This is a genomic window from Hymenobacter terrenus (assembly GCF_000972495.1).
GTDB lineage: Bacteria > Bacteroidota > Bacteroidia > Cytophagales > Hymenobacteraceae > Hymenobacter > Hymenobacter terrenus.
The window spans coordinates 85,809-106,056 of the sequence record NZ_LATM01000006.1 but is presented as its reverse complement, the minus strand read 5'-3'; the positions used below and the strand labels follow the sequence as shown (position 1 = coordinate 106,056).

The following is a 20,248-nucleotide window of genomic DNA, read 5'->3' as shown; positions in this document are numbered from 1 at the left end:
AAAACCTCAACGTGCTATGGCGGATACGAAAGTAAAAGCGGCTTCTAAAAAAACGACAGCATCTAATGGTGCCACTGCCGCCATTAAAGGAAAAGGCAAAGCCGCAACTACTGGCGGGCAGCCCGACCCTGTGCTGCCTGGCACCGACGCGCCCACCATGGCAGCTTCTGGTACCGATGTATCGAAGCGGGCTGAAGCCCCCTCAAATTTCCCCAAGGAGACTTACCTGCGCTGGTATGAGCAAATGCAGCTCATGCGCAAGTTTGAGGACAAGGCTGGCCAGCTATACGGCCAGCAAAAGATTAAAGGTTTCTGTCACCTCTACATCGGCCAGGAGGCTTGCGTAGCAGGGGCAGTATCAGCGCTGGAAGTCGGCGATAAATACATCACCGCTTATCGCGACCACGCCCACCCACTGGCTCTCGGCACCTCGCCCAATGCAGTGATGGCCGAACTATACGCAAAGGCTACTGGCTGCTCAAAAGGCAAGGGCGGTTCGATGCACATGTTTGATAAGTCAGTTGGCTTCATGGGTGGCCACGGCATCGTGGGTGGCCAGGTGCCTATGGGTGCTGGCATTGCCTTTGCCGAGAAATACAACAAGACCGGGAATCTGTGCATTTGCTATATGGGCGACGGCGCGGTGCGCCAGGGTGCCCTGCACGAAGCCTTCAACATGGCCATGCTGTGGAAGCTGCCAGTCATCTTCGTGATTGAAAACAACGGCTACGCCATGGGCACGTCAGTGGCCCGCACCTCGAACGTAACAGACCTCTATAAAATAGGTCTGAGCTACGACATGCCGTCGGAGCCAGTGAACGGCATGCGCGTGGAAGATGTTCATGAAGCTGTGGCCCGCGCCGCCGAGCGTGCTCGCAAAGGCGATGGCCCTACGCTGCTCGAATTCAAAACCTACCGCTACAAGGGCCACTCCATGAGCGACCCGGCTAAGTACCGTACCAAAGAAGAACTGGAAGACTACCGCCACCGCGATGCCATCGAGGGAGTGCGGCACACCATCCTTAGCAACAACATGGCCACGGAAGCAGACCTCGAAGCCATCGATGAGAAGATTAAAGCTCAGGTGAACGAGTCCGTGGAATTTGCCGAAACCTCGCCTTTCCCTACGCCTGATGAGCTATACAAGGACGTGTACGTGCAGGCTGATTATCCCTACATCCACGACTAACTGAAAATGGTCTCGGGCCCTTCGGCCTGCTTGCCGGCTCTGTTATTGAAATACTCTCTGTAATGTCGAAGATACCCTACACTGGCAAGAGCCAGCAGGCCCGCCAGGGGCAAGTTACCCAGAACGTGCCGGCCGACCCTTTGGCACCTGCCGAAAATTTGCCGCCCGAAAACCCGTTGCTGGAAGACCCGGATGCCCTCGCGGCCCGTTTGGCAGAGTCGGAGGATTTCGTGCGCAACAACCGCAACCTGCTACTGGGCATCCTGGCCGCCGTGGTGCTGGCGGTGGTAGGGGGCTTTGGCTTCTACACTTGGCGCAACCAGCAGGACACGAAAGCCCAGGCCAGTATGTTCCGCGCCGTGAACCACTGGGAAGCTGACTCGCTGAACAAGGCCGTAAAAGGTGATGGCAAAGCACCCGGCCTGACCACCGTAGCCAATGAGTATGGCAACACCAAAGCCGGTAACCTCGCCAACTTCTACGCCGGTGTGGCGGCGCTAAAGCAAGGGAAATACAAAGAAGCCCTCGACTACCTCGAAGATTTCAGCTCGGACGACTACCTCGTGCAAAGCCGCGCCTACGCGCTGATGGGTGACGCGCAGCTGGAACTCAACAAACACAAGGAAGCCGCCGACCTTTATGCCAAAGCCGCCGACCACAACGCCAATGAGTACTTTTCGCCCGGTTATCTGATGAAGGAAGCCACGGCTCGTGAATTGGCTAATGATACCGAAGGCGCCGTGAAAGCGTACGACCGCATCATCAACGAATACCCCGCAGCCCAGGAAGTAGCGGAAGCCCGCCAGTTCAAAGCCAAGCTGGAGAAATAAGAAAGAACTTATTGAACTGACTGCCGAAGTCAGTTTCACATACTTTGATTGCGCTTCCTCATTCTTGGGGGAGCGCAATTTTTTTAACTTCAAAGAGCAGAACCCTGCTCCGGCTTTTTAGTTGTTCATCGACAAAAGCGCAACGACCCCGGGCTGCACCTCAAGCAATCCGTGAAATTCAAAAATCGACCAAATCCACGCTATGGCTACTTCCCTGCAAAACCTGAGTGAATACGATCCCTCTACTTTCATTGATATCAGCGCAAAACGTTTCGGACTCGTGGTGGCCGAATGGAACCGCGAGATAACCGACGTGCTCAGCGCCGGTGCCTACGACACCTTGCTGAAGCACGGGGCCTCCGCCGAGAATATCTTCCGCAACACCGTGCCGGGCAGCTTTGAGCTTACCCTCGGGGCCCAGTTTCTGGCGCAGCACGATGAGATGGACGCCGTGATTTGCCTCGGAGTCGTTATTCAGGGCGAGACCAAACATGACGACTATATCTGCCACGCCGTGGCACAGGGCATTACCCAAGTAGGACTAAAGTTCAACAAGCCGGTAATTTTTGGGCTCGTTACCACCAATACCCTGGAGCAGGCTTGGGACCGGGCCGGCGGCAAGCACGGCAATAAGGGCGTGGAAGCTGCTGTGGCGGCTATCCAAATGCTGGGGTTTTAGCAAACCAAGGAAAAGCGGCGCTTAGGCCGTAACTTTGCACCCGCAAAAACAAGCGTGCAACGGCTTTAAATAGAGGTGGTGAAAGCTTTTGAATGCGGCCAAACCATCTAGTAGGCCGTGGCGTTGCCTGTTCGCTGTTCCGTGGCAATTTCTTAATACTGCTCCGCAGTCCTTTTTTACCCAATCAATGAACGAAGACAACATTCGCTATTCCCGGGAGGACTTGAATGAGTTTGACCAGATTATTCAGGAGAAACTGACGGCGGCCCGCAAGGAGTTGTCCTTCATTAAGGAGACCCTGAACCGCAGCAACGACACGGGAACTGACAACACGGCTTCATCGGCCAAGGTGCTGGAAGACGGTGCCGATACGGCTGAGAAGGAAAGCATGAACCAGTTGGCCTCCCGCCAGATGAAGTTTATTCAGCAGCTCGAAAACGCCCAGGTCCGCATCAAAAACGGCACCTATGGAGTGTGTATCGGCACGGGCAAGCTGATTCCGAAGGAACGCCTGCGCGCCGTGCCCCACACGCAGCATTCGATTGAGGCCAAAATGGCGCGGCGCGACTAGTCTGCGCATTGGCCCGAGGCCCGAACCTGCGGGCCGGCGCTGTGGCGGCCGGCTAGCAGGTTCGGGCTTTTGCTTTTAACTTGAGTGACTAATTTCTGCTCTCGCGCGCTTTGATCCGGCGGGAGCTAGTGTTTAATAATCAATAATCAGAATTTCATCGTACCGTAGCGATACGGCACATTACTTTTCTCCCCATGGGCAAGAAACATTTTTCAGAAGATAAGGCGGACCGTCGCGGCGGCCGTAATGCGGGCGGCCCAGGCGGCTTCGGCAGTGGCAAGAACGAGCGGCCGGGTACTGGTGGGGCCGCTGGTCGGGACCGGGGAGGATACGCCACCCGACCCGGAAATGGCCGGCCGGCTACGAATGGTGCTTTCGGGCGGCCGGCCACCAATGGGGCGTTCGGCGGGGAGCGCAGCTTTGGTGATGGCGAAAAGCGCCCTTACGGCACTGGTGCTGGCAATCGTGAAGGTGGCAGCGGCTTTGGCAACAAAGGGTTTGGTAATAAGGGCTTCGGCAATAAAGAATACGGCCAGCGCGACCAGGGCAGTTTCCGTCCCGGCGCTGACCGGGGCGACCGGCCCCGCGTAGGCAAGGAGCAGCGTACCGGCACGAGCTACGGCCGTAGTGCCGAGCGCCCGGAGCGAGGTGAACGCGGCGGTTTCGGCAACGACCGGGGCGAACAGCGTGACCCGGCTTCGACCAATAGCCGGCCCATCCGTCCATATCAGCCCAAAGAGAACTGGAGTGGGCAGCCTTACCGCCGCGAAGGTGAGAAAGCCGTGCCCCGCGGCCTGCCCGGTGAACGTAACCGCAAGTTTCAAAAGCAAAACCCCTACGAGCAGAACGAGGGCAGCGCATCTCGCAACAGCGGCGGTAGCTTTGGACGCAGCACGCCTCGCGAGCCGCAAGATTTCCAGCGCGGCGAAGAGCGTGGGCCCAACCGGCCCATTCGGTCGGCGCGGCCGTTTGAGGCAAATCCGCCACAGCCGCGGGAAGAGCGCGGCGAACGGCGCGACTTCGGGACGGAGCGGGAGCGGCCCGGCGACGCCGAGCGCCGCGGCGATGAAGCGGCATTTGGTCGAAAGTTCACCCCCGGCGCTTTTGGCAAGCGTGAGGATACCACCCATGCGGGCCGGTTTGGTGGCGCGGGTCGCAGTACCGGCGAGCGGCCTGGCAGCTACGAGAAGCGCGGTCCAAGTGAGCGCTGGGCACCCGCGCCCGGCAGCTTCGCCGAGCGCCGCGAGGCGCTGAAAGCTCAGGAGCGCAGCGTGCGCCGCTCGGGTACTGGCTACGGCAGCGCCGTGGACAAGCCTCGTCCGGCGCGCCCCGTGGTGCAGGAAAACCGCGCCGACAAGCCCCGCTACGGCGAGCGCCCCGGCGAGGCTCCCGACTACAAAAACCTCAAGCACTACGAAAACGACAAAAATCGCGGCAACAAGCGTCGGCGCGAAGAAGACGATGATTTTGGCACCGACGAGCTGCGCCTGAACCGTTACATCGCCAATGCGGGCATCTGCTCGCGCCGCGAGGCGGATGCGCTGATTGCCGCCGGCGAAATCCGGGTGAACGGTGAGGTAGTGACGGAGATGGGCTACAAAGTGCAGCCCACCGACACGGTGCAGTATGGCAAAACCAACCTCAATCGTGAGAAGTCGGTGTACGTGCTACTGAACAAGCCCAAGGATTTTATCACCACGACGGAGGACCCTGAAGGCCGTCGCACGGTGATGGACTTGGTGGCCAGTGCTTCGAAGGAGCGGATTTTTCCCGTGGGCCGGCTTGACCGGAATACCACCGGCCTGCTGCTGTTCACCAACGATGGCGAAGTGGCCCAGAAGCTGTCGCACCCCTCGCACAAGAACAAGAAAATCTACCAGGTTGAGCTAAGCCGGCCGCTGGCTGAGGACGACCTGCGCAAGATTGCAGAAGGCGTGGAGCTGGAAGACGGCAAAGCGGTAGTGGATGATGTGGCCGTTGTGGCCGGCAACCCGCACTTCGTGGGCATCGAAATCCACATTGGCCGGAACCGCATTGTGCGCCGCATCTTCGAGCACCTCAGCTACGAAGTGGTGGCCCTGGACCGCGTGCAGTACGCCGGGCTTACCAAGAAGGACCTGCCCCGTGGCAAGTGGCGCTTCCTGACTGAGCAAGAGGTCATTCGACTGAAGTATTTTCTATAAAAAGAGAGACGTAAAGCAGCAAGGACAGAGAATCGGCTTACAGCAGTCGCTCTCAGTTCCTGCTGCTTCACGCCTTATGGCTGCTTTAATAGAACATGCGTACGCTCGCCCTCGACATTGGGAATACGGCGGTGAAGGCGGGTTGCTTTGATGGCTCGGCTTTGCGGGAAATGGCAGCTGGCCTTACGGCGGTACAGGTGCAGGCAGTGGTGCGGCGCTGGGCGCCGGAGCACGTCGTTGTAGCGTCAGTAGCGGGGGATGCGGCCCTACAGGCCGAAGAGTTGCGAGAACTAGTGCCGGGCGAAATCCTGACATTTGCTCCTGCCAATACCGCCATTCCCTTACGCAATGCCTACGCCACGCCGCACACCTTGGGGGCCGACCGGCTGGCGGCGGCAGTAGGAGCGGCCGGGCTACGGCCAGGGCAGCACACGCTTATTGTAGATGCGGGTACGGCGTTGAAATGTGACCTAGTGACGGCCGACGGCACATACCATGGTGGCAGCATTGGGCCGGGACTGCACATGCGGCTGCGGGCGCTGCACACCTTCACGGGACGGCTGCCGCTGCTAGACCTGCCGGCCCCCGATGCAACGATTTCGCTCACGGGTGACTCCACTACGGGAAGCCTGCTGAGTGGCGTAGTGAACGGCACGGTGGCCGAAATCATGGGCTTTATTGCTCAGTATCAGGGGCACTATCCTGGCCTGGGCGTGTTACTCACGGGGGGCAATGCTGCTTTTCTAGCGGCCCGGCTCCCGGCTCGTATCTTTGTTGTGCCTGAGCTAGTGCTGCTCGGCCTAAATCGGATTTTAGTTTATCATGTTGACGAATAAAGAGATGACGCGTCTGGTGTTGGCGGGCATGGCAGTGTTAATGGCGGGGACCGCACAGGCACAGGGACTAGGTAACTCGCCATACTCGCGCAAAGGGTTGGGCGAATTCAACCCGAATACCGGCGGCGTACGCCAGATGGGCATGGGTGGAGTAGGGTTAGCGGCTCCTAATGCTGTTAACGTGAATGAACTAAACCCGGCTTTGCTTTACTACACAGGGCGTACCACGTTTGAAGCGGGCTACAACGGCCAGTACAAAACCATAAAAAACGCGACGGCTTCCAACAACAGTGGCAGTGCTACCCTTGGGTACTTTGCGCTATCGGTACCCTTGAGCACAAAATGGGGGGCAGCCATTGGCCTGAAGCCGCTCAGCTCTGTGGAATATGAATCGAATACGATTCAGAAAGTGAATAGTCCGTCGGCTGAGGCTAATGTACTAACTCAGCTTCGCGGCACTGGTGGTATATCAGAGGCCTACTTTGGGCAGGGCGTTCGGATCACGAAGGCGTTTACATTAGGATTTACGGCTTCCTACGTCTTTGGCGTAATCGACGAAACAGCAGGTACGAGTGTGCAAATCGTGAACAGTACCGAGCGGTTTATTAACTCTGTGGACCTCACACATACTCGCTATTCAGGCTTTGCCTTCCGGGCAGGCGCTCACTACCGGCAAAAAGTGGGCAAGGACTTGAACTTGAACCTGGGGGGAGTGTATAGCTTTGGGCACGACCTAAACGGCCAGCGCACGCAAACGAAAGAGCAGACGTACACTGATGACGGTACTCCCGCCGGCCCCTCGACGCCGATTAGTGATATCCGGGGCAGTACTTATGTGCCCAACCTCATACAGGGAGGCATCAGCCTCGACAACGACAAAAACTGGAGCGCCAACCTTGATGTGTCGCAACAGGAGTGGTCAAAATTCAACAGCTTCGGTACCGCAGACGCGCAACTGAGCAACACACTACGGGCTGGCTTGGGCGGCGAGCTCACACCAGACCCGACTTCCATCGACCATTATTTCAAGCGCGTAACTTACCGCGCCGGCCTGAATGTGGCCCAGATGCCGTATCAGCCGGGAGGCAAAACACTGTACGACCGGTCCGTGAGCTGGGGCTTTGCTTTCCCGCTGCCTACGGCCACACCACTAGAGGCCACTACCTTTAGCTTGGCCTTTACGTATGGTATACGTGGCAATACTGACATCCTCAATGCTGACCTTAAAACCAGCAACGTGCAGGAAAGCTACATCCGGGGCCAGTTAGGAATTACGCTTAACAACCGTTGGTTTATCAAGCGGCGTTTGCAGTAAGGCTAATCCGGTTGGTGGCATTTCATTCTTAAAGACCTCAACACCTTGGACGGACTCAGGCACGTAGCGAGAAGCGGTTCATTACTCGCCCTACTGGCTCTGGCTGGCTGTGAGAAACAAAAGGTCGCCGGGCCTCGGCTGGTTTATACCGGGCCGTTGATGGAGACGACTAACGTGCTGACGCTGGTCAGTGACTCGGCCAAGCTCAAGTTTCAGCTCACGGCACCATTAGAGCAGCAGTTTGAAAATGGTGACTTCATCTACCCCAAAGGTGTGATGGTCACATTTTATTCGGCTGATGGAAAGAAGACGGTTGTAAATACGCTGACAGCCAAATACGGCAAGTCAGATAAGGCCAAAAACCTCTACATCATGCGCGGCGATGTGCGGGTGGTAAACGTGCCGCAGGAACAGCGCCTGAATACCGAGGAGCTGTTCTTCGACAAGAACAAACAACTGATTTACACCGATTCGGCCATGTTTGTGAAGGTTACCACGCCCACGGAGTACCTCACCGGCTACGGGCTAACAGCTAACCAGGACTTTTCACGGTATAAGATTACCAGCCCTAGGGGAATTTTTGCGGCTCCGTCAACTACCCCAGTGCCCTAAAGCCGTTGTTCGGAAGGGTAGGAGTGATATCCGGTTAAGCTTGTGAGCTGCCCGCAGGCCGCAGTAAGCTGAGTCATTAGCTTGCATCTATTCCTTCTTCGAAAGAGAGATTTCAACAAGGCTGACTGACGTATTTCCTAACGCTACTCCCCATGACTTTCGACAAATCCCTGTTGCGTACTGTCCTTTTCGCCGTGGGCGTGGTGGCGCTGGTCATTGGTGTTTATCAGACGGTTCTGTTCAACGACTTAGCTGCTAACTATTGGATTTTCATGGTGTCGATGCTCTGCTGGATGCCCTTGCTGTACTGGCGGCAGCAGGAGCGAGTGGCAGCAAAAATTGCTGAGCAGGAAGCCAAACTGGCCCAGCAGGCGCGGGCAAAAACTCCGGCCAAATCAGCCAAAAAGCGCCGGTAGGGGAGGGCTGGCGGGCCAAGCTGCGGTTGAGCTTGCACGGGAGAGAAGACTGGGGAAGGAAGTTTAAGTAGCCAGTCGGAGACTTAAAATACGGTAAAGCTTTGAATACCGGCCAAATTCTGGTTATTTTGCGCCTCTTTTGACCACGCGCAACTTGTTGTCAGTTGCCGGTTGTTAGTTGTCGGATTGTTCTGAACTGCTGCTACCTATAAACTGACAATCCACAAACCAGCAACTGACAACTAACAACCTATAATGGCTTTAATTAACACGATTCGGGAAAAATCAGGCGTGGCAGTCGGCCTTGTGGCGGTCGGCATGCTGCTCTTTATTGTGGGCGGCGACCTGGTAGGGGGCAAAAACCGGCTCTTCAACCGCAACGACCAAGTACTGGGCGAAGTTGCCGGCGAGAAAGTAGAGCTGAACGACTACAACGCCGCGCTGGAGCAAGCCAAGCAGGCCTTTACGGCCCAACAGCAGCGCCAGCCCGACGATCAGGCTCTCGGCTACCTGCGCGACCAAGCGTGGAACCAGACCATCTACCGTATGGCCTTCAAGCCGGAGTGGGACAAATTGGGCCTGACCGTGTCGGACGACGAATTGGTGGACATGGTGCAGGGCGACAACATCAACCCCGGCATCAAGCAGGCCTTCACCGACAAGGCCACTGGCCAATTCGACAAAGCGCGGCTGATTGAGTACCTGAAAAACCTTGACAAGCTGCCTCCCGAAAACCAGGCCGCCTGGCACAATTTTGAAGCCAACCTGCCCGCCGAGCGCCTCGCCAATAAGTACAACGCCCTGCTTAAAAACTCGGTCTATGTAACTACGGCCGAAGCCAAGCGCTTCGACACATTCCAGAACAGCAAGGCTTCGGTAAAATACCTGTTTGTGCCCTACGGCAGCATTTCGGATTCGGTCGTGAAAGTGACCGACGCGCAATTACAAGCCTATCTCGACAAAAATAAGAGCCGCTACAAGGTGGAAGACGGCCGCTCGGTGGAGTACATCAGCGTGCCCGTGGTGGCTTCGAAAGAGGACAGCGCTGCGGTAAAAACGTCGATAGCGGAGTTGGCTACCCAATTCGCCTCAGCTCCGGTTGATTCGCTGTTCGTATCGGCCAATTCTGAGCAGCCCTATAATAAGGCCTTCCGCACTCCGGCCGACCTACCTGAGGAGTTGCGCAAGCAGCTGCCCCTGACACAGGGCAAAGTCTATGGACCGTACGCCGAAGCCGGCACCTACTCGCTGTACAAGGTGACGGGCACTGGCACGGGCAAGGAATCGGCCGCTCGCGCCAGCCACATTCTCATCAAAGCTGACGGCACCACGCCCGAAGCCAAAGCCGCCGCGAAAGCCAAGGCCCAGGACATCCTGAACAAAATCAAAGGTGGCGCTGACTTTGCCGCTTTGGCCCGGCAGTTCGGCACCGACGGCACCAAAGACCAAGGGGGCGACCTTGGCTGGTTCGGCCAGGGCCGCATGGTACCCGAGTTTGAAAAGGCTGTTTTTGGAGCGAAGGCTCCTGGCCTCTTGCCCAATGTGGTAGAAACTTCGTTCGGTTACCACGTCATTAAAATCACGGCCGCTCCCACCAAGCAAACGTATCAGGTATCGGAAGTGAAGAAGAACATCGCGCCCAGCGACGCCACCCGCGAAGCTGCCTACGCCAAGGCCCAGCAGTTGAAGGGTGAGGCCACCGATTTGGAAAGCTTCCGCAAGCTGACGACCAAAGACAAGACGCTGGTGAGGCAGGAAGCCAAAAACCTGGACCGCGGCGCTCGCAGCGTTAACAACCTGCAAAACGCTCGCGAACTGGTGCGTTGGGCCTTCGGCTTCAACCCGGACGGCTCCGAAACCAAAGTAGGCGACATCTCGGACGTGTACGAGATGGGTGACCAATACGTAGTGGCGGCCCTCACCGACGAGCGTGCCAAAGGCACGGCCACCGTAGAAAACCTGAGACCGGAGCTGTCGGCTCTGGTTCGCAACGAGGAGAAGGCCAAGCAAATCATTGCCAAGCTGCCCAAAGCCGGCACGCTGGAAGACATGGCGGCCAAGTACGGCTCCACCGCTCAAGTAGGCACGGCCGATGGCATCGTGTTGGGCCAGGGCAGCATTCCTAACATCGGGTTCGAGCCAATAGCTGTGGGCAAAGCCTTTGCCTTGAAACCCGGCCAGAAGTCGGGTGCCATTCAGGGCGAGCAGGGCGTGCTGGTGATAGAAGCCGTGAACGTAGCTACCCCGCCCGCCACCAACCCCAACCTAAAAGCTGTGCAGCAGCAGTTGGCGCAACAGCGCAGCCAGCAGCAGGATGGCAAGATTTACGAAGCCATCAAGGCCCACGCCAACGTGAAAGACAACCGCACGAAGTTTTTCTAAGGCTTCAACCCGCAAGTTTAAAAAGGGCCGTACCTTCGGGAGCGGCCCTTTTTCGTTTTTAGAGTCTTTGTAAAGCTTTGGCTAAGCATAATGCCTTCGTGCTCGACTGCCTAGCTTTGAACGAAGCCCGCAAGCTCCGGCGTTTAAGCGCTGAAACCTTGCCGGGCGGCGCTGGCCGCCGCTTTCCGAAACGATAATTGAACCTATGCGTCCGCATTCTTTCCTCGTAGCTGCTACTTTACTACTGGCCATTCCGGTCCAGGCGCAACCCCAGAAACCGTGGGCCCCAGTGAGCGGCACGGCGTTGGCCCAGGACTACGCCCGCCGGGGCGAGCACGAAAAAGTGGTGTTCCTATTCGAGAAGCTGTCTGTTGAGGAGCAGACCAGCCTGGCCGTATTTCCGGTGTACCTAACCTCTCTGCAAGTCTTAAAGCGACACAAGGACGCCGAGAAGCTGGCCAAGAAGGCCGTCAAGCTGCACCCGGAAGATGCTACTATGGGCGTGACACTGGGCAGTGTGTATGCAGCCTCTGGCGACGCCCCGGCTGCTGAAAAGCAGTGGCAGAAGGTAGTCAATCAGCTGGCCCCAGCGCAGGTGCAGCCAGTGGCGGCCGAATTTAGCCGCCGTGAGCTGCCGAAATGGGCCGAGCGTGCATACCTGCGCGGCCGGGCGCTGGCCAAAAACGATACTGAGTACGCGCCGCAGCTCATTCAGCTATATACTCAAAATCAGAATCAACCCCAGGTGTTGGTTGAAACACTGCGGCTGGTAGGGCAGGATGAAAAGCATCTGCCCTTCGTACGGAACATGTTGCAAAATGACCTGCACGAAGAAAAAGACTTTGATGCTCTAGAAAAATTGCTGCTCACCGCCACTCAGGACCACCCGGACCAAACAGCTTACAGCGAGCTGTTGCTGTGGCTGCAAATGCAGCGGCATGATTTCAGTGGGGCTCTGGTGCAGGCCCGGGCCCTGGACCGGCGGGGCCGGAGCGAAGGCAGCCGGGTGATGCTGTTGTCGGCCATCGCGCAGCAGAACAAAGACTACGAAAGCGCCATCGACGGCTACGCCTACGTGGCAAAAGAATACCGCGGCAGCTCCAATGGCAATGTGGCCCGGCAGCGACTGCTTCAGGCTCGGGAGGCGCAGGTGCGTGATACCTACCCAGTGGACGTGACCAAAGTGCGCGCCTTAGTGGGTGACTACGAGCAACTGCTAGCCGAGCTGGGCCGTACGCCCGATACGGCACCCGTGCTCCGCAACCTGGCTAACCTGTATGCCTTTCAACTGAATGACCGGCCCAAGGCCATGAGCCTGCTTCAGGAAGTGATTGACATGCCCCGCGCCAGCGAGGAAGTGGTAGATGAAGCCAAGGTGACCCAGGGCGACCTGTACCTGCTAAAAGGCGAGCCGTGGGAAGCCAGCTTACTCTACTCCCAAGTCGAGAAATCGCACAAAGACTCGCCGCTGGGCTACGAGGCCAAGTTACGCAACGCCCGGCTCAGCTACTACGCCGGGGATTTCAAGCTGGCCCAAAGCCACCTCGACATTCTAAAAGAGGCCACTACCCGCGAAATTGCTAACGACGCCATGCAGCTTTCGCTATTAATCCAGGACAACACCGTGGAAGACACGTTGGGCCTTGGCTTGCGGGCTTACGCAGCCGTGGAGCAGTTGGTGTTTCAGAACAAGCTGAGAGAGGCCATCACGGGCCTGGATGCGCTGCTGGAGAAATTTCCTGGCCACTCGCTCGCTGACGATACGTACTACCTCAAGGCCCAATTACTGCGGCGCACGGGCGACTTTCCCGGCGCCATTGCTACGCTTGAACGCATTACCGCCAATCCCAAATATGACGTGCTGAGCGACGACGCGCTGTTTTTGCTGGCCCGCATTCAGGAAGAAGATGTGAAGGACAAGGTGAAAGCCCAGGAACTATACAACCAGGCGATAACTAAATACCCCGGCAGCATCTACGTGGCCGAAGCCAGGAAGCGCTTTCGAAAACTACGTGGCGACGGTGTACAGTAGGATGAAGCCTTTGCTTCGTCGCGTCCGCGCCGCAAACAAAAAATGAGGTAAACCTTTTATTGATGGTGTCGACTTGGTCAACACCATTAGCGCTACTATCTCATGGTTGCTGATGCGGTGGGTTGTGCGGTGCCGGTCGTTCAATGTGGCGAAGCGAAGGTTTCGCCCTACTACCCAAAAAAGACAAACATCAGCGCCAGTGCTAGAATAAATACCACGTACATGAGCCCATCAGAGAGGATGTATTGGCGGTATCTGCGGTAGAATTCTCGTAACTTACTCATGGCATGCGGCCCTACGGGAACCGTGGTCCAAAGATAGGCTTGCGGGTGTGGGGAGGGGTTTGGTCGTACTTTTGGGGCCTTTTCTATTACGTATCCAATGTCTATATCCGCGAGTAAGCGCTGGAATTATATCCCCGGAGCAGACCCCCATAAGGCTCACAGCCTAACCGAGGCTTTATTCATTGTTCCTGAAGTAGCTGCCCTGCTGGTGCAGCGCGGTATCGATACGCCCGAGGCTGCCGCTGCCTTCTTCCACCCGGATTTGCGACAGCTGCCTAATCCGCTGCTGATGCGCGACATGGACCGCGCCGTAACTCGCCTTGCCCGTGCCCTTCATGATAGGGAAAAGGTGCTGATACTAGGTGACTATGATGTAGACGGCATTACTTCCGTGGCTACGGTGATGAGCTACCTTACGCCGCTGTTCGGCGTTGAGCGGCTCCGTGACTACATTCCCGACCGCTATACCGAGGGCTACGGCATCTCCGAAAAAGCCATTGACACGGCGGCTGATAATGGCTTCCAGCTCATCATTGCCCTCGACTGTGGTATTAAAGCCGTGGAGCAGGTGGCCTACGCCACCAGCCGGGGGGTTGACTTTATCATCTGTGACCATCACTTGCCTGGCGATGAGCTACCGGCTGCCGTAGCCGTGCTCGACCCCAAGCGCCCCGACTGCCAGTACCCCTACAAAGACCTGTCGGGCTGCGGCGTAGGCTTCAAGCTAATGCAGGCGCTGGGCGAACATTTGGACTTGCCTCAGGCGCCTCTGCACGACTTGCTGGACTTGGTAACGGTGAGCATTGCCGCTGATGTTGTACCCATTACTGGCGAAAACCGGATTCTGGCGGCCCACGGCCTGCGGCGTTTCAATGAAGATGCCCATCTGCTGCGACCTGGCTTGGCGGCTCTGCGCGAACTGGCTACCCTGCGCGAGGGAGCCTTGGGTATCAGTAGCCTGATATTTGGTTTCGCGCCACGCATTAATGCGGCCGGCCGTATGGGTGACGCCCGCCGCGCTGTGGCCATGTTACTGGCTCCCGACCAGCAGGAAGCTCGCTACACCGCCGAAGTGGTAGACCAAATGAACCAGCAACGTCGCGGTTCGGACCAGCACACCACGCAGGAAGCCCTGGATATGATTGCGGGCAGCCCCACGCTGCAAAACGCTCACGCTACGGTGCTCTACAAGGCCGATTGGCATCAGGGCGTGCTCGGTATCGTGGCTTCGCGTTGCCTCGACCAGTATTACCGGCCTACCGTCATCCTCACCCAGCGTGATGGCAAGGCCACTGGCTCGGCCCGCTCGGTGGCAGGGTTTGACGTGCATGAGGCACTAGAGGCTTGCGCCCCGCTACTTGACCAGTTTGGGGGCCACCGTGCCGCTGCCGGGCTCACCCTGAAAGTAGAAAACGTGCCCGCTTTCCAGCGCCGTTTCGAGGAGGTGGTGGCTGGCACCCTCACCACCGAACACTTGGTGCGGCCAGTGGAAGTGGCCGCTCTGATTCCGCTCAAGCGCATCACCGAGGACTTTTTTGCCGAGTTGCGCCGTATGGAGCCCTTTGGGCCCGGCAACCCCAACCCCGTGTTTGCCTCACAGCAACTGGTGGCCGTACCTCACAGTGCCCGCGTGGTGGGCCAAGGTCATCTCAAGCTCCGCCTAGCCTCGGCCGATATTCAGGGCCCCGCGGTGGATGCCATTGGGTTTGGTTTAGCCGAATATTTGCCGGAAATTGAGCAAGGGCAGCCCTTTAGTGCCTGTTACACAGTGGAAATGAATGAGTACCGCGGTCAGCGCAGCGTGCAGCTCCGCCTGCTGGATGTGCGCTGGGAGTAGGAGCCATGTGGCGTAGTGGTTTGTGCCAATACCAATTTGGCGGAACATGAACTCAGGACCGGAGGTATGACCTAGCCGGAACTGCTATTTCGTGTTCCGCCAAATTGCGAATAGGGTTCTTCGCTCGGCTAGCGGCTTATTACTCTGCCGCTGGGCGGGGCCCAAAGAAGTAGCTCTTGCTTCTTTTCTCCTTGCTGGTTGGAGCAGGGTAGGAGACGCGCATCACGTAATCGCCACGCACTAAGAGCCACTTAGCGGAAGGCGTCACGAAATCTGTGTATTGGGTTAAGGCAAGCCAAATGAGCCGATGACCCTCGTAGCGCTCTTTGAGGACTTTGCGGCCTTTGGCATCATAATACTGTACCTTCTCCAACTCGATGCCGTAGCGGCGCTTGACGACTTGCCGTTTGACCAAAAACAGTACGCTCGGAGCATTGTCGAAAATGGCCTTGTTAGGGCTGCCCGTGTAGCTGCGTACTCGCCGGTGCAGCCCGCCAAACGTACCTCGCGTCGCTTTGAAGTAGGTCAGTCGAGTGTCGGCCAAGGCGCGAACGTTGGCGGCTAGGTGCATCAGCGAATCGTAAGCGGCGTTGTAGCGAGCTGTTTGGGAAGACGTTTCGGGGCCGGAACCAGCAGAGGTGGCCACTTGCACTTGGCCCGGAGCTTGGGTTGTGGATGGCGCCTGAGCGGATGCGCCGCTACCCAGCAGTATCAGCCCCAACAGTCCGGTAGAGGGGAAAAGTAGTTTCATTAACATATGTGGCTATGAAAAAGCGCTGCAAGATAGCGGCCGGCCAGCTACAATTGGTGGCTCACGCGCCACACCCACCAGAGCAGCGGCAGTTGCAGGGGCAGCCGCCCCCAGGCCACCCAGCCCGGAATGCCTAATTGCTCATGAACCAGGGCCATGTAGACGTTGGCTGGAAAGACGGCTACCAGCAGTGCTAATAAGCCCCAGCCGGCGAAGTGCCGGGTGCGCCGCAGTAGCAGGCACAAACCGCCTAATATTTCAAATACTCCGCTTATGTATACCAGGGCCAATGGTTGCGGCAGTTGGGGAGGCATGATGGTCAAGTATGTGGCTGGGTGCACGAAATGCCAGATGCCGGCCAGTACAAATAGCAAAGCCAGCGCATAGCGGCTGAGAAGGCGAATAGTCATGCCAGTCGGTTGAAGGTGGGTCAAAGAACGAGGCTCTACTACCTAAACCGCTGCTCCAACTGTCGCTGCCGAATAGAGGCAGCGTATAACGGCTTTTCCTACCTGCTCACAAAAGAAGGATTGAGTAAAGCTTCGTCAATAAATCACGCAGCAAAAAATTACCGTGCTATACGAGACTTGGCCTTAAAACAAAACGCCCCGGACCATAAAGTCCGAGGCGTCTGGAAGGAAAAGGGCAGAAGCTCGGCCCTTATTTCACTAGCTTCAGCTGTTGCGAGCCACGGGCGGTGCTCAAGCGCAGCACGTACACGCCACTAGGTAGGTCCTCCGTGTCCAACTCGGCTTGTTGGTCGCTGGGGCGCAGTGTTAGCGTCTGGCTGCGTACCGAGCGGCCGAGGGCGTCGAACAGCTGCAAGGACGCCGGACTGGTGGGGGCGGCGGCTACCGTCACCAGCAGGCGCGGGCCAAAGGGCACGGGCTGGGCGCCGAACCACGCCGGGCCAGCCTGATTCCGGGCTGCCGTCACCACCCGCTCAGCTACGCTAACATTGGCTAGATAGAGGTTGTTGCCGTAGTCGTTCAGGCCTGCGAAGCGCAGCAGGATTGTTTGAGGCTGCCCGGGCGTGCCGGATACCAAAAAGGAGCTGAGGTCCACACTTTCCTGGCGCCACTGGGTAGCAGTGGTGGGCGCAAAGGCCGCGGGGCTGAACCCCGGCACCGTGGCCAGAGCCGTTCCGCGCTTCAGGTAGCCGGTAGGGCGAAACGTAGCTCCGCAGTCAGTGGAAATATCCACGCGTAGCCCGTCCTGAATCGCCGCGCTGTAGGCTTGGTGCGCTACAGCAAATGTCAGTTCTGGGCGAGTGCTACCGGCCAGATTTAGCGTTGGGGTTACGAGATAGTTCTCAGCGCCGCGCGTGGGATTTTCGTAGTTACTAACTATCGGCAGCCGCTGGGGAACGTTATCAGGCCCCATCACTAGGGGTGTGCTCAACTGCCAGGTAAACTGGGAACTAGGATTGGTCACCCGCCAGCCGGAAGGCGGAAACGAGGCCGCCGCGGCACGAAAATTCTCACTAAATGCTAGTGGCAAGCCATTAGTGACGGTAATAAGATTGGTGCGGGTAGCCGTGGCTGGCCCGTAGCTGTTCGTTGCCGTTAGGGTCACTGAGTACGTGCCGAGGTTGGCAAATTGTAGTTGCGGGTTTTTCGATGCCGCCGTGGTGCCGCCCACAAACGTGACGCCCGCGCTCGGGCTCACGCTCCATTGCCAGGTAGTGGGGTACGACTGGCTACTGTCGCTCAGCTGCACGATGCCGCCGGGGCACGCTGTACCGAAGCCTGGCGCAAAGGCCACTTGCGGCGGACCAGGACAGTCGCGGTCGCCCTGCGGCTGGTAGATGGCCCTTGTGCGACGTGACAATAAGCCTCCCGCCCCACGGGCACGCACCGCAAACCAGTACGCCGAGCCCGAACCCATGCCTGATAACACGACAAATGGCGTGGTCACAGTGGTGAGCGAGTCCATATACTGCGTGCCCAGCTTGTACACTGTGTAGCTGGTGGCTCCTGCCGCGGGCGTCCAGGTCAGCTTGCTCTCGGGCCCGCAACGATACTCCGAGCGGAAGTCAGTGGGCAGCGGAGCGATGGTAAACGCCGCCGGCGATTGGCTGCTGGCCGCGCCGCGCGTCACACGCACCCTTACTTGCCCCGAAGTCACGCCGGCGGGTACTACCCAGTCGGTGCTACGGGCTGTGCCGGGCAGGTTGGTAGCAATAGGTTGGTACGTGGTGCCATTATCGGTCGAATACTCTACCTCAAACGGTACCGAGCTGTCGGCGGCATCCCAGCGCAATACTTCAGTTTCGCCGGGCACGAAGCCTTCACCACCCAGCGGGTAAGTCAGCTCCACACCTTCATCAATGTAACTATAGGTAAGCCAGAAACCTTGGCGACCCTGGGGCACGTCCCGGCCGCTTACGGTAAAGCTGTAACCGCTAGGGGCGTTGGGAGTGTCAATAGTAATCTGCTCGGTGTTGTTGATGCTGTCGCGGCCGCGCACGGCCGCGGTATTCAGTTGAGCCACAGTGGGGCGGTGGTCCAGTATCCAAGGCTGAATGGGTGTGGGCGAAGTACCCGTACCCAGCGCCGTGCCCACCAAGTCGAGGTTGTTTACCAGAGCAGGGCGGGCATTGACTGCACCCTCGTAGTCGCTCCAGTGCAGCAGCACCCGCAGCTGGTGCTTGCCCGCGGCGGCCGGCACCGTGAAGGTGCGCGTTTCGCCCTGCGCGAGGGTGTCGCGGAAGTAGGTGCTGCCTTCTAGCACCCGCACGGCCCGCAGGGCGTTGATGCGCCCATAACCGAAACGGAAATCAGGGCCGGGGTTGCCTAGGTCTTCAGCTGTATTCATGAGCACAGCCTTGAGCAACGCACCGGGCGCTTCGGCTCCTGCGTTGAGGCTGCGGTAGGCGCCCACCAATTGAGCCGTCACGCCGACCACGCCGGGGCAGGCCATGCTCGTGCCCGAGATAGTGGCGTAGACGTTGCCGCCGTAAGTTGAGGTCACGTTGGTACCCACGGCGCAGACTTCAGGCTTAAGGCGGCCGTCATTAGCCGGACCGCGACTGCTGCTGCTGGCCAATGCATCGCGGTAGTCCACGTTGCCCACAGTCAACACATTTTTACCCATTTTATGGCCGCCCGTGATGTTACCCCAGCCCGCGCCCGCGCCATAGTTGAAGTTGGCCGTGCCCGAGTTGCCGGAGGAGAACACATGAACCAGAAAGGGCAGCTGTCGCATTTGCTGATCGACGCTGCGTGTGAAGCTGGTGTAGCCTGCGTTATTGCCGTCGCCGTAGCTGGAGTTCGTCACCCGCACGCGGCGGGCGGCGTTGGTGTAATTAGCCGGCGCCTGGTTGAGATTGTTGGGGTAGCTCTGGTAGAAGTTGAACGCGCCTGGGGCCTGCCCGCGGTTCCGCGGGTCCAGGTTACCGGCTCCCATAATGATGCCGGCCACATGGTCCCCGTGGTTGCCTAAGCTGGCAGAGGCGGTACTCACGTCCACGCGACCCTGAAAGTCAATGTGCGGACCAATGGCGCCATCGTCGCCGTGGCCCACGGTCACGCCGGCACCGATGTAGTGGCGGCCAGCGCCATAGTCGGTGGCCAGGGCGTTGGCACGATGGTCGGTGCGCCCCCGGAAGTTCTCCGGCTCGCCGGGCGGCGACACTGCTTCCACAGTGCTTGCCCAAGGCAGTTCCGTCAGGCGGCCCACGGCGGTTACGGGTAGCAGCACCCGGAGTTGATGGGCGAATTCATCGTGGCTTACCAGCCGGAAGTCGGCAGCTTGCAGGGCGGCCGCAGCAGTGGCTGGCGCCAAGGCCGGGTAATAGGTCAACACCACCTCTACTTGGTTGCTGGGGCGGCGGGCGTGTTCGGGCACACGGCCATGGGCCAGTTCCCCAGCTAGCTTCCACCGGCCAGGCATGGGTGCCATGCTGCGTAGGCCTATGCCCACCAATGCGCTGTGTGTCAGATCCGCGGGCAGGCTGGCAGTGTAGGCATTCAGCGGTAAGTAATCGAAGAGTAGCACACCGGCGCGGCGCAGTTGAGCTTTTTGTGCCTCAGTGGGTAGGTGCTCAAACTGCAGTACTCGGTAGACGCGGCCTTGCCAGGCATCAGCGGGGGCAGTAGCTGGCTCGCGGAGCCACGCAGCGCCGTTAGCAGGAAGTGTCACGTCGCCCACCGCTAGGCGTAGGGCATAAGGTTCGGCAGCGGGTAGCACCGGCTGGGCCCGGGTGCCGAAGGCTGACAAGCCCAGGGCAGCAACAAGTAACAGGGTGTAGGGTTTACACATAGAAGTGTGGAAATAAAGTTGGGAACCAAGCCCAAAAGATACGCATTTCTACACTTCACACGGCAACT

15 protein-coding genes are annotated in these 20,248 nt (G+C 58.4%); 12 read left to right on the top strand and 3 right to left on the bottom strand.

What is annotated here, in order from left to right; all coding sequences use genetic code 11:
- Positions 1-157: 157 nt before the first annotated feature.
- From pdhA to recJ, 12 genes are all read left to right on the top strand, one after another.
- On the top strand, positions 158-1,189 hold the full coding sequence (gene pdhA / locus WX88_RS10785; protein ID WP_046244466.1) for a pyruvate dehydrogenase (acetyl-transferring) E1 component subunit alpha: 1,032 nt from the start codon (positions 158-160) through the stop codon (positions 1,187-1,189).
- A gap of 62 nt (positions 1,190-1,251) precedes the next feature.
- Complete coding sequence (locus tag WX88_RS10780) at positions 1,252-2,019, top strand: tetratricopeptide repeat protein (RefSeq protein WP_156176065.1); 768 nt, start codon at positions 1,252-1,254, stop codon at positions 2,017-2,019.
- 202 nt (positions 2,020-2,221) lie between these two features.
- Positions 2,222-2,698 carry a 6,7-dimethyl-8-ribityllumazine synthase gene (gene ribH / locus WX88_RS10775; protein ID WP_046244378.1) on the top strand — a complete coding sequence of 159 codons (477 nt, stop codon included), beginning with the start codon at positions 2,222-2,224 and terminating at the stop codon, positions 2,696-2,698.
- Between the two features lie 187 nt (positions 2,699-2,885).
- Complete coding sequence (locus WX88_RS10770; RefSeq protein WP_046244377.1) at positions 2,886-3,269, top strand: TraR/DksA family transcriptional regulator; 384 nt, start codon at positions 2,886-2,888, stop codon at positions 3,267-3,269.
- A 194-nt stretch (positions 3,270-3,463) separates the two neighbouring features.
- Complete coding sequence (locus tag WX88_RS27495; protein WP_082115970.1) at positions 3,464-5,452, top strand: pseudouridine synthase; 1,989 nt, start codon at positions 3,464-3,466, stop codon at positions 5,450-5,452.
- 95 nt (positions 5,453-5,547) lie between these two features.
- A complete protein-coding gene (locus WX88_RS10760; protein ID WP_046244376.1) occupies positions 5,548-6,288 on the top strand; it encodes a type III pantothenate kinase in 741 nt (246 codons plus the stop codon).
- On the top strand, positions 6,275-7,603 hold the full coding sequence (locus WX88_RS10755; protein WP_156176064.1) for a hypothetical protein: 1,329 nt from the start codon (positions 6,275-6,277) through the stop codon (positions 7,601-7,603). The genes WX88_RS10760 and WX88_RS10755 overlap by 14 nt, the downstream gene beginning before the upstream one ends.
- Before the next feature lie 159 nt (positions 7,604-7,762).
- Positions 7,763-8,215, top strand: coding sequence for an LPS export ABC transporter periplasmic protein LptC (gene lptC, locus WX88_RS10750; RefSeq protein ID WP_052732574.1), 453 nt, complete (start codon positions 7,763-7,765; stop codon positions 8,213-8,215).
- 152 nt (positions 8,216-8,367) lie between these two features.
- Complete coding sequence (locus tag WX88_RS10745; protein WP_046244374.1) at positions 8,368-8,631, top strand: hypothetical protein; 264 nt, start codon at positions 8,368-8,370, stop codon at positions 8,629-8,631.
- A 255-nt stretch (positions 8,632-8,886) separates the two neighbouring features.
- The gene (locus WX88_RS10740; RefSeq protein WP_046244373.1) at positions 8,887-11,013 is read left to right on the top strand and encodes a peptidylprolyl isomerase; all 2,127 of its coding nucleotides are present in this window, start codon (positions 8,887-8,889) and stop codon (positions 11,011-11,013) included.
- Positions 11,014-11,218: 205 nt separating this feature from the next.
- Positions 11,219-13,045 carry a tetratricopeptide repeat protein gene (locus tag WX88_RS10735; RefSeq protein WP_052732573.1) on the top strand — a complete coding sequence of 609 codons (1,827 nt, stop codon included), beginning with the start codon at positions 11,219-11,221 and terminating at the stop codon, positions 13,043-13,045.
- A gap of 381 nt (positions 13,046-13,426) precedes the next feature.
- Positions 13,427-15,166, top strand: coding sequence for a single-stranded-DNA-specific exonuclease RecJ (gene recJ / locus WX88_RS10730; protein WP_046244372.1), 1,740 nt, complete (start codon positions 13,427-13,429; stop codon positions 15,164-15,166).
- A gap of 139 nt (positions 15,167-15,305) precedes the next feature.
- Here the strand turns inward: recJ and WX88_RS10725 are convergent, their stop codons facing one another.
- The 3 genes from WX88_RS10725 to WX88_RS27490 form a co-directional block, all read right to left on the bottom strand.
- Entirely contained in the window at positions 15,306-15,917 is a 612-nt protein-coding gene (locus WX88_RS10725; protein ID WP_156176063.1) for a hypothetical protein, read from the bottom strand.
- Between the two features lie 47 nt (positions 15,918-15,964).
- Positions 15,965-16,327, bottom strand: a complete 363-nt coding sequence (locus WX88_RS10720) for a DoxX family protein (RefSeq protein ID WP_046244370.1) — start codon at positions 16,325-16,327, stop codon at positions 15,965-15,967.
- Between the two features lie 250 nt (positions 16,328-16,577).
- Entirely contained in the window at positions 16,578-20,180 is a 3,603-nt protein-coding gene (locus WX88_RS27490; RefSeq protein ID WP_052732572.1) for a S8 family serine peptidase, read from the bottom strand.
- Positions 20,181-20,248 lie beyond the last annotated feature (68 nt).

Bases quoted from the DNA above. Each gene is read 5' to 3' on its own strand.
- WX88_RS10735 (WP_052732573.1), top strand. From the start codon at position 11,219: ATGCGTCCGCATTCTTTCCTCGTAGCTGCTACTTTACTACTGGCCATT.
- WX88_RS10725 (WP_156176063.1), bottom strand. From the start codon at position 15,917: ATGAAACTACTTTTCCCCTCTACCGGACTGTTGGGGCTGATACTGCTG.
- WX88_RS10720 (WP_046244370.1), bottom strand. From the start codon at position 16,327: ATGACTATTCGCCTTCTCAGCCGCTATGCGCTGGCTTTGCTATTTGTA.
- WX88_RS27495 (WP_082115970.1), top strand. From the start codon at position 3,464: ATGGGCAAGAAACATTTTTCAGAAGATAAGGCGGACCGTCGCGGCGGC.
- recJ (WP_046244372.1), top strand. From the start codon at position 13,427: ATGTCTATATCCGCGAGTAAGCGCTGGAATTATATCCCCGGAGCAGAC.
- ribH (WP_046244378.1), top strand. From the start codon at position 2,222: ATGGCTACTTCCCTGCAAAACCTGAGTGAATACGATCCCTCTACTTTC.
- WX88_RS10780 (WP_156176065.1), top strand. From the start codon at position 1,252: ATGTCGAAGATACCCTACACTGGCAAGAGCCAGCAGGCCCGCCAGGGG.
- WX88_RS10760 (WP_046244376.1), top strand. From the start codon at position 5,548: ATGCGTACGCTCGCCCTCGACATTGGGAATACGGCGGTGAAGGCGGGT.
- pdhA (WP_046244466.1), top strand. From the start codon at position 158: ATGGCAGCTTCTGGTACCGATGTATCGAAGCGGGCTGAAGCCCCCTCA.
- lptC (WP_052732574.1), top strand. From the start codon at position 7,763: ATGGAGACGACTAACGTGCTGACGCTGGTCAGTGACTCGGCCAAGCTC.
- WX88_RS10770 (WP_046244377.1), top strand. From the start codon at position 2,886: ATGAACGAAGACAACATTCGCTATTCCCGGGAGGACTTGAATGAGTTT.
- WX88_RS10745 (WP_046244374.1), top strand. From the start codon at position 8,368: ATGACTTTCGACAAATCCCTGTTGCGTACTGTCCTTTTCGCCGTGGGC.
- WX88_RS10740 (WP_046244373.1), top strand. From the start codon at position 8,887: ATGGCTTTAATTAACACGATTCGGGAAAAATCAGGCGTGGCAGTCGGC.
- WX88_RS27490 (WP_052732572.1), bottom strand. From the start codon at position 20,180: ATGTGTAAACCCTACACCCTGTTACTTGTTGCTGCCCTGGGCTTGTCA.
- WX88_RS10755 (WP_156176064.1), top strand. From the start codon at position 6,275: ATGTTGACGAATAAAGAGATGACGCGTCTGGTGTTGGCGGGCATGGCA.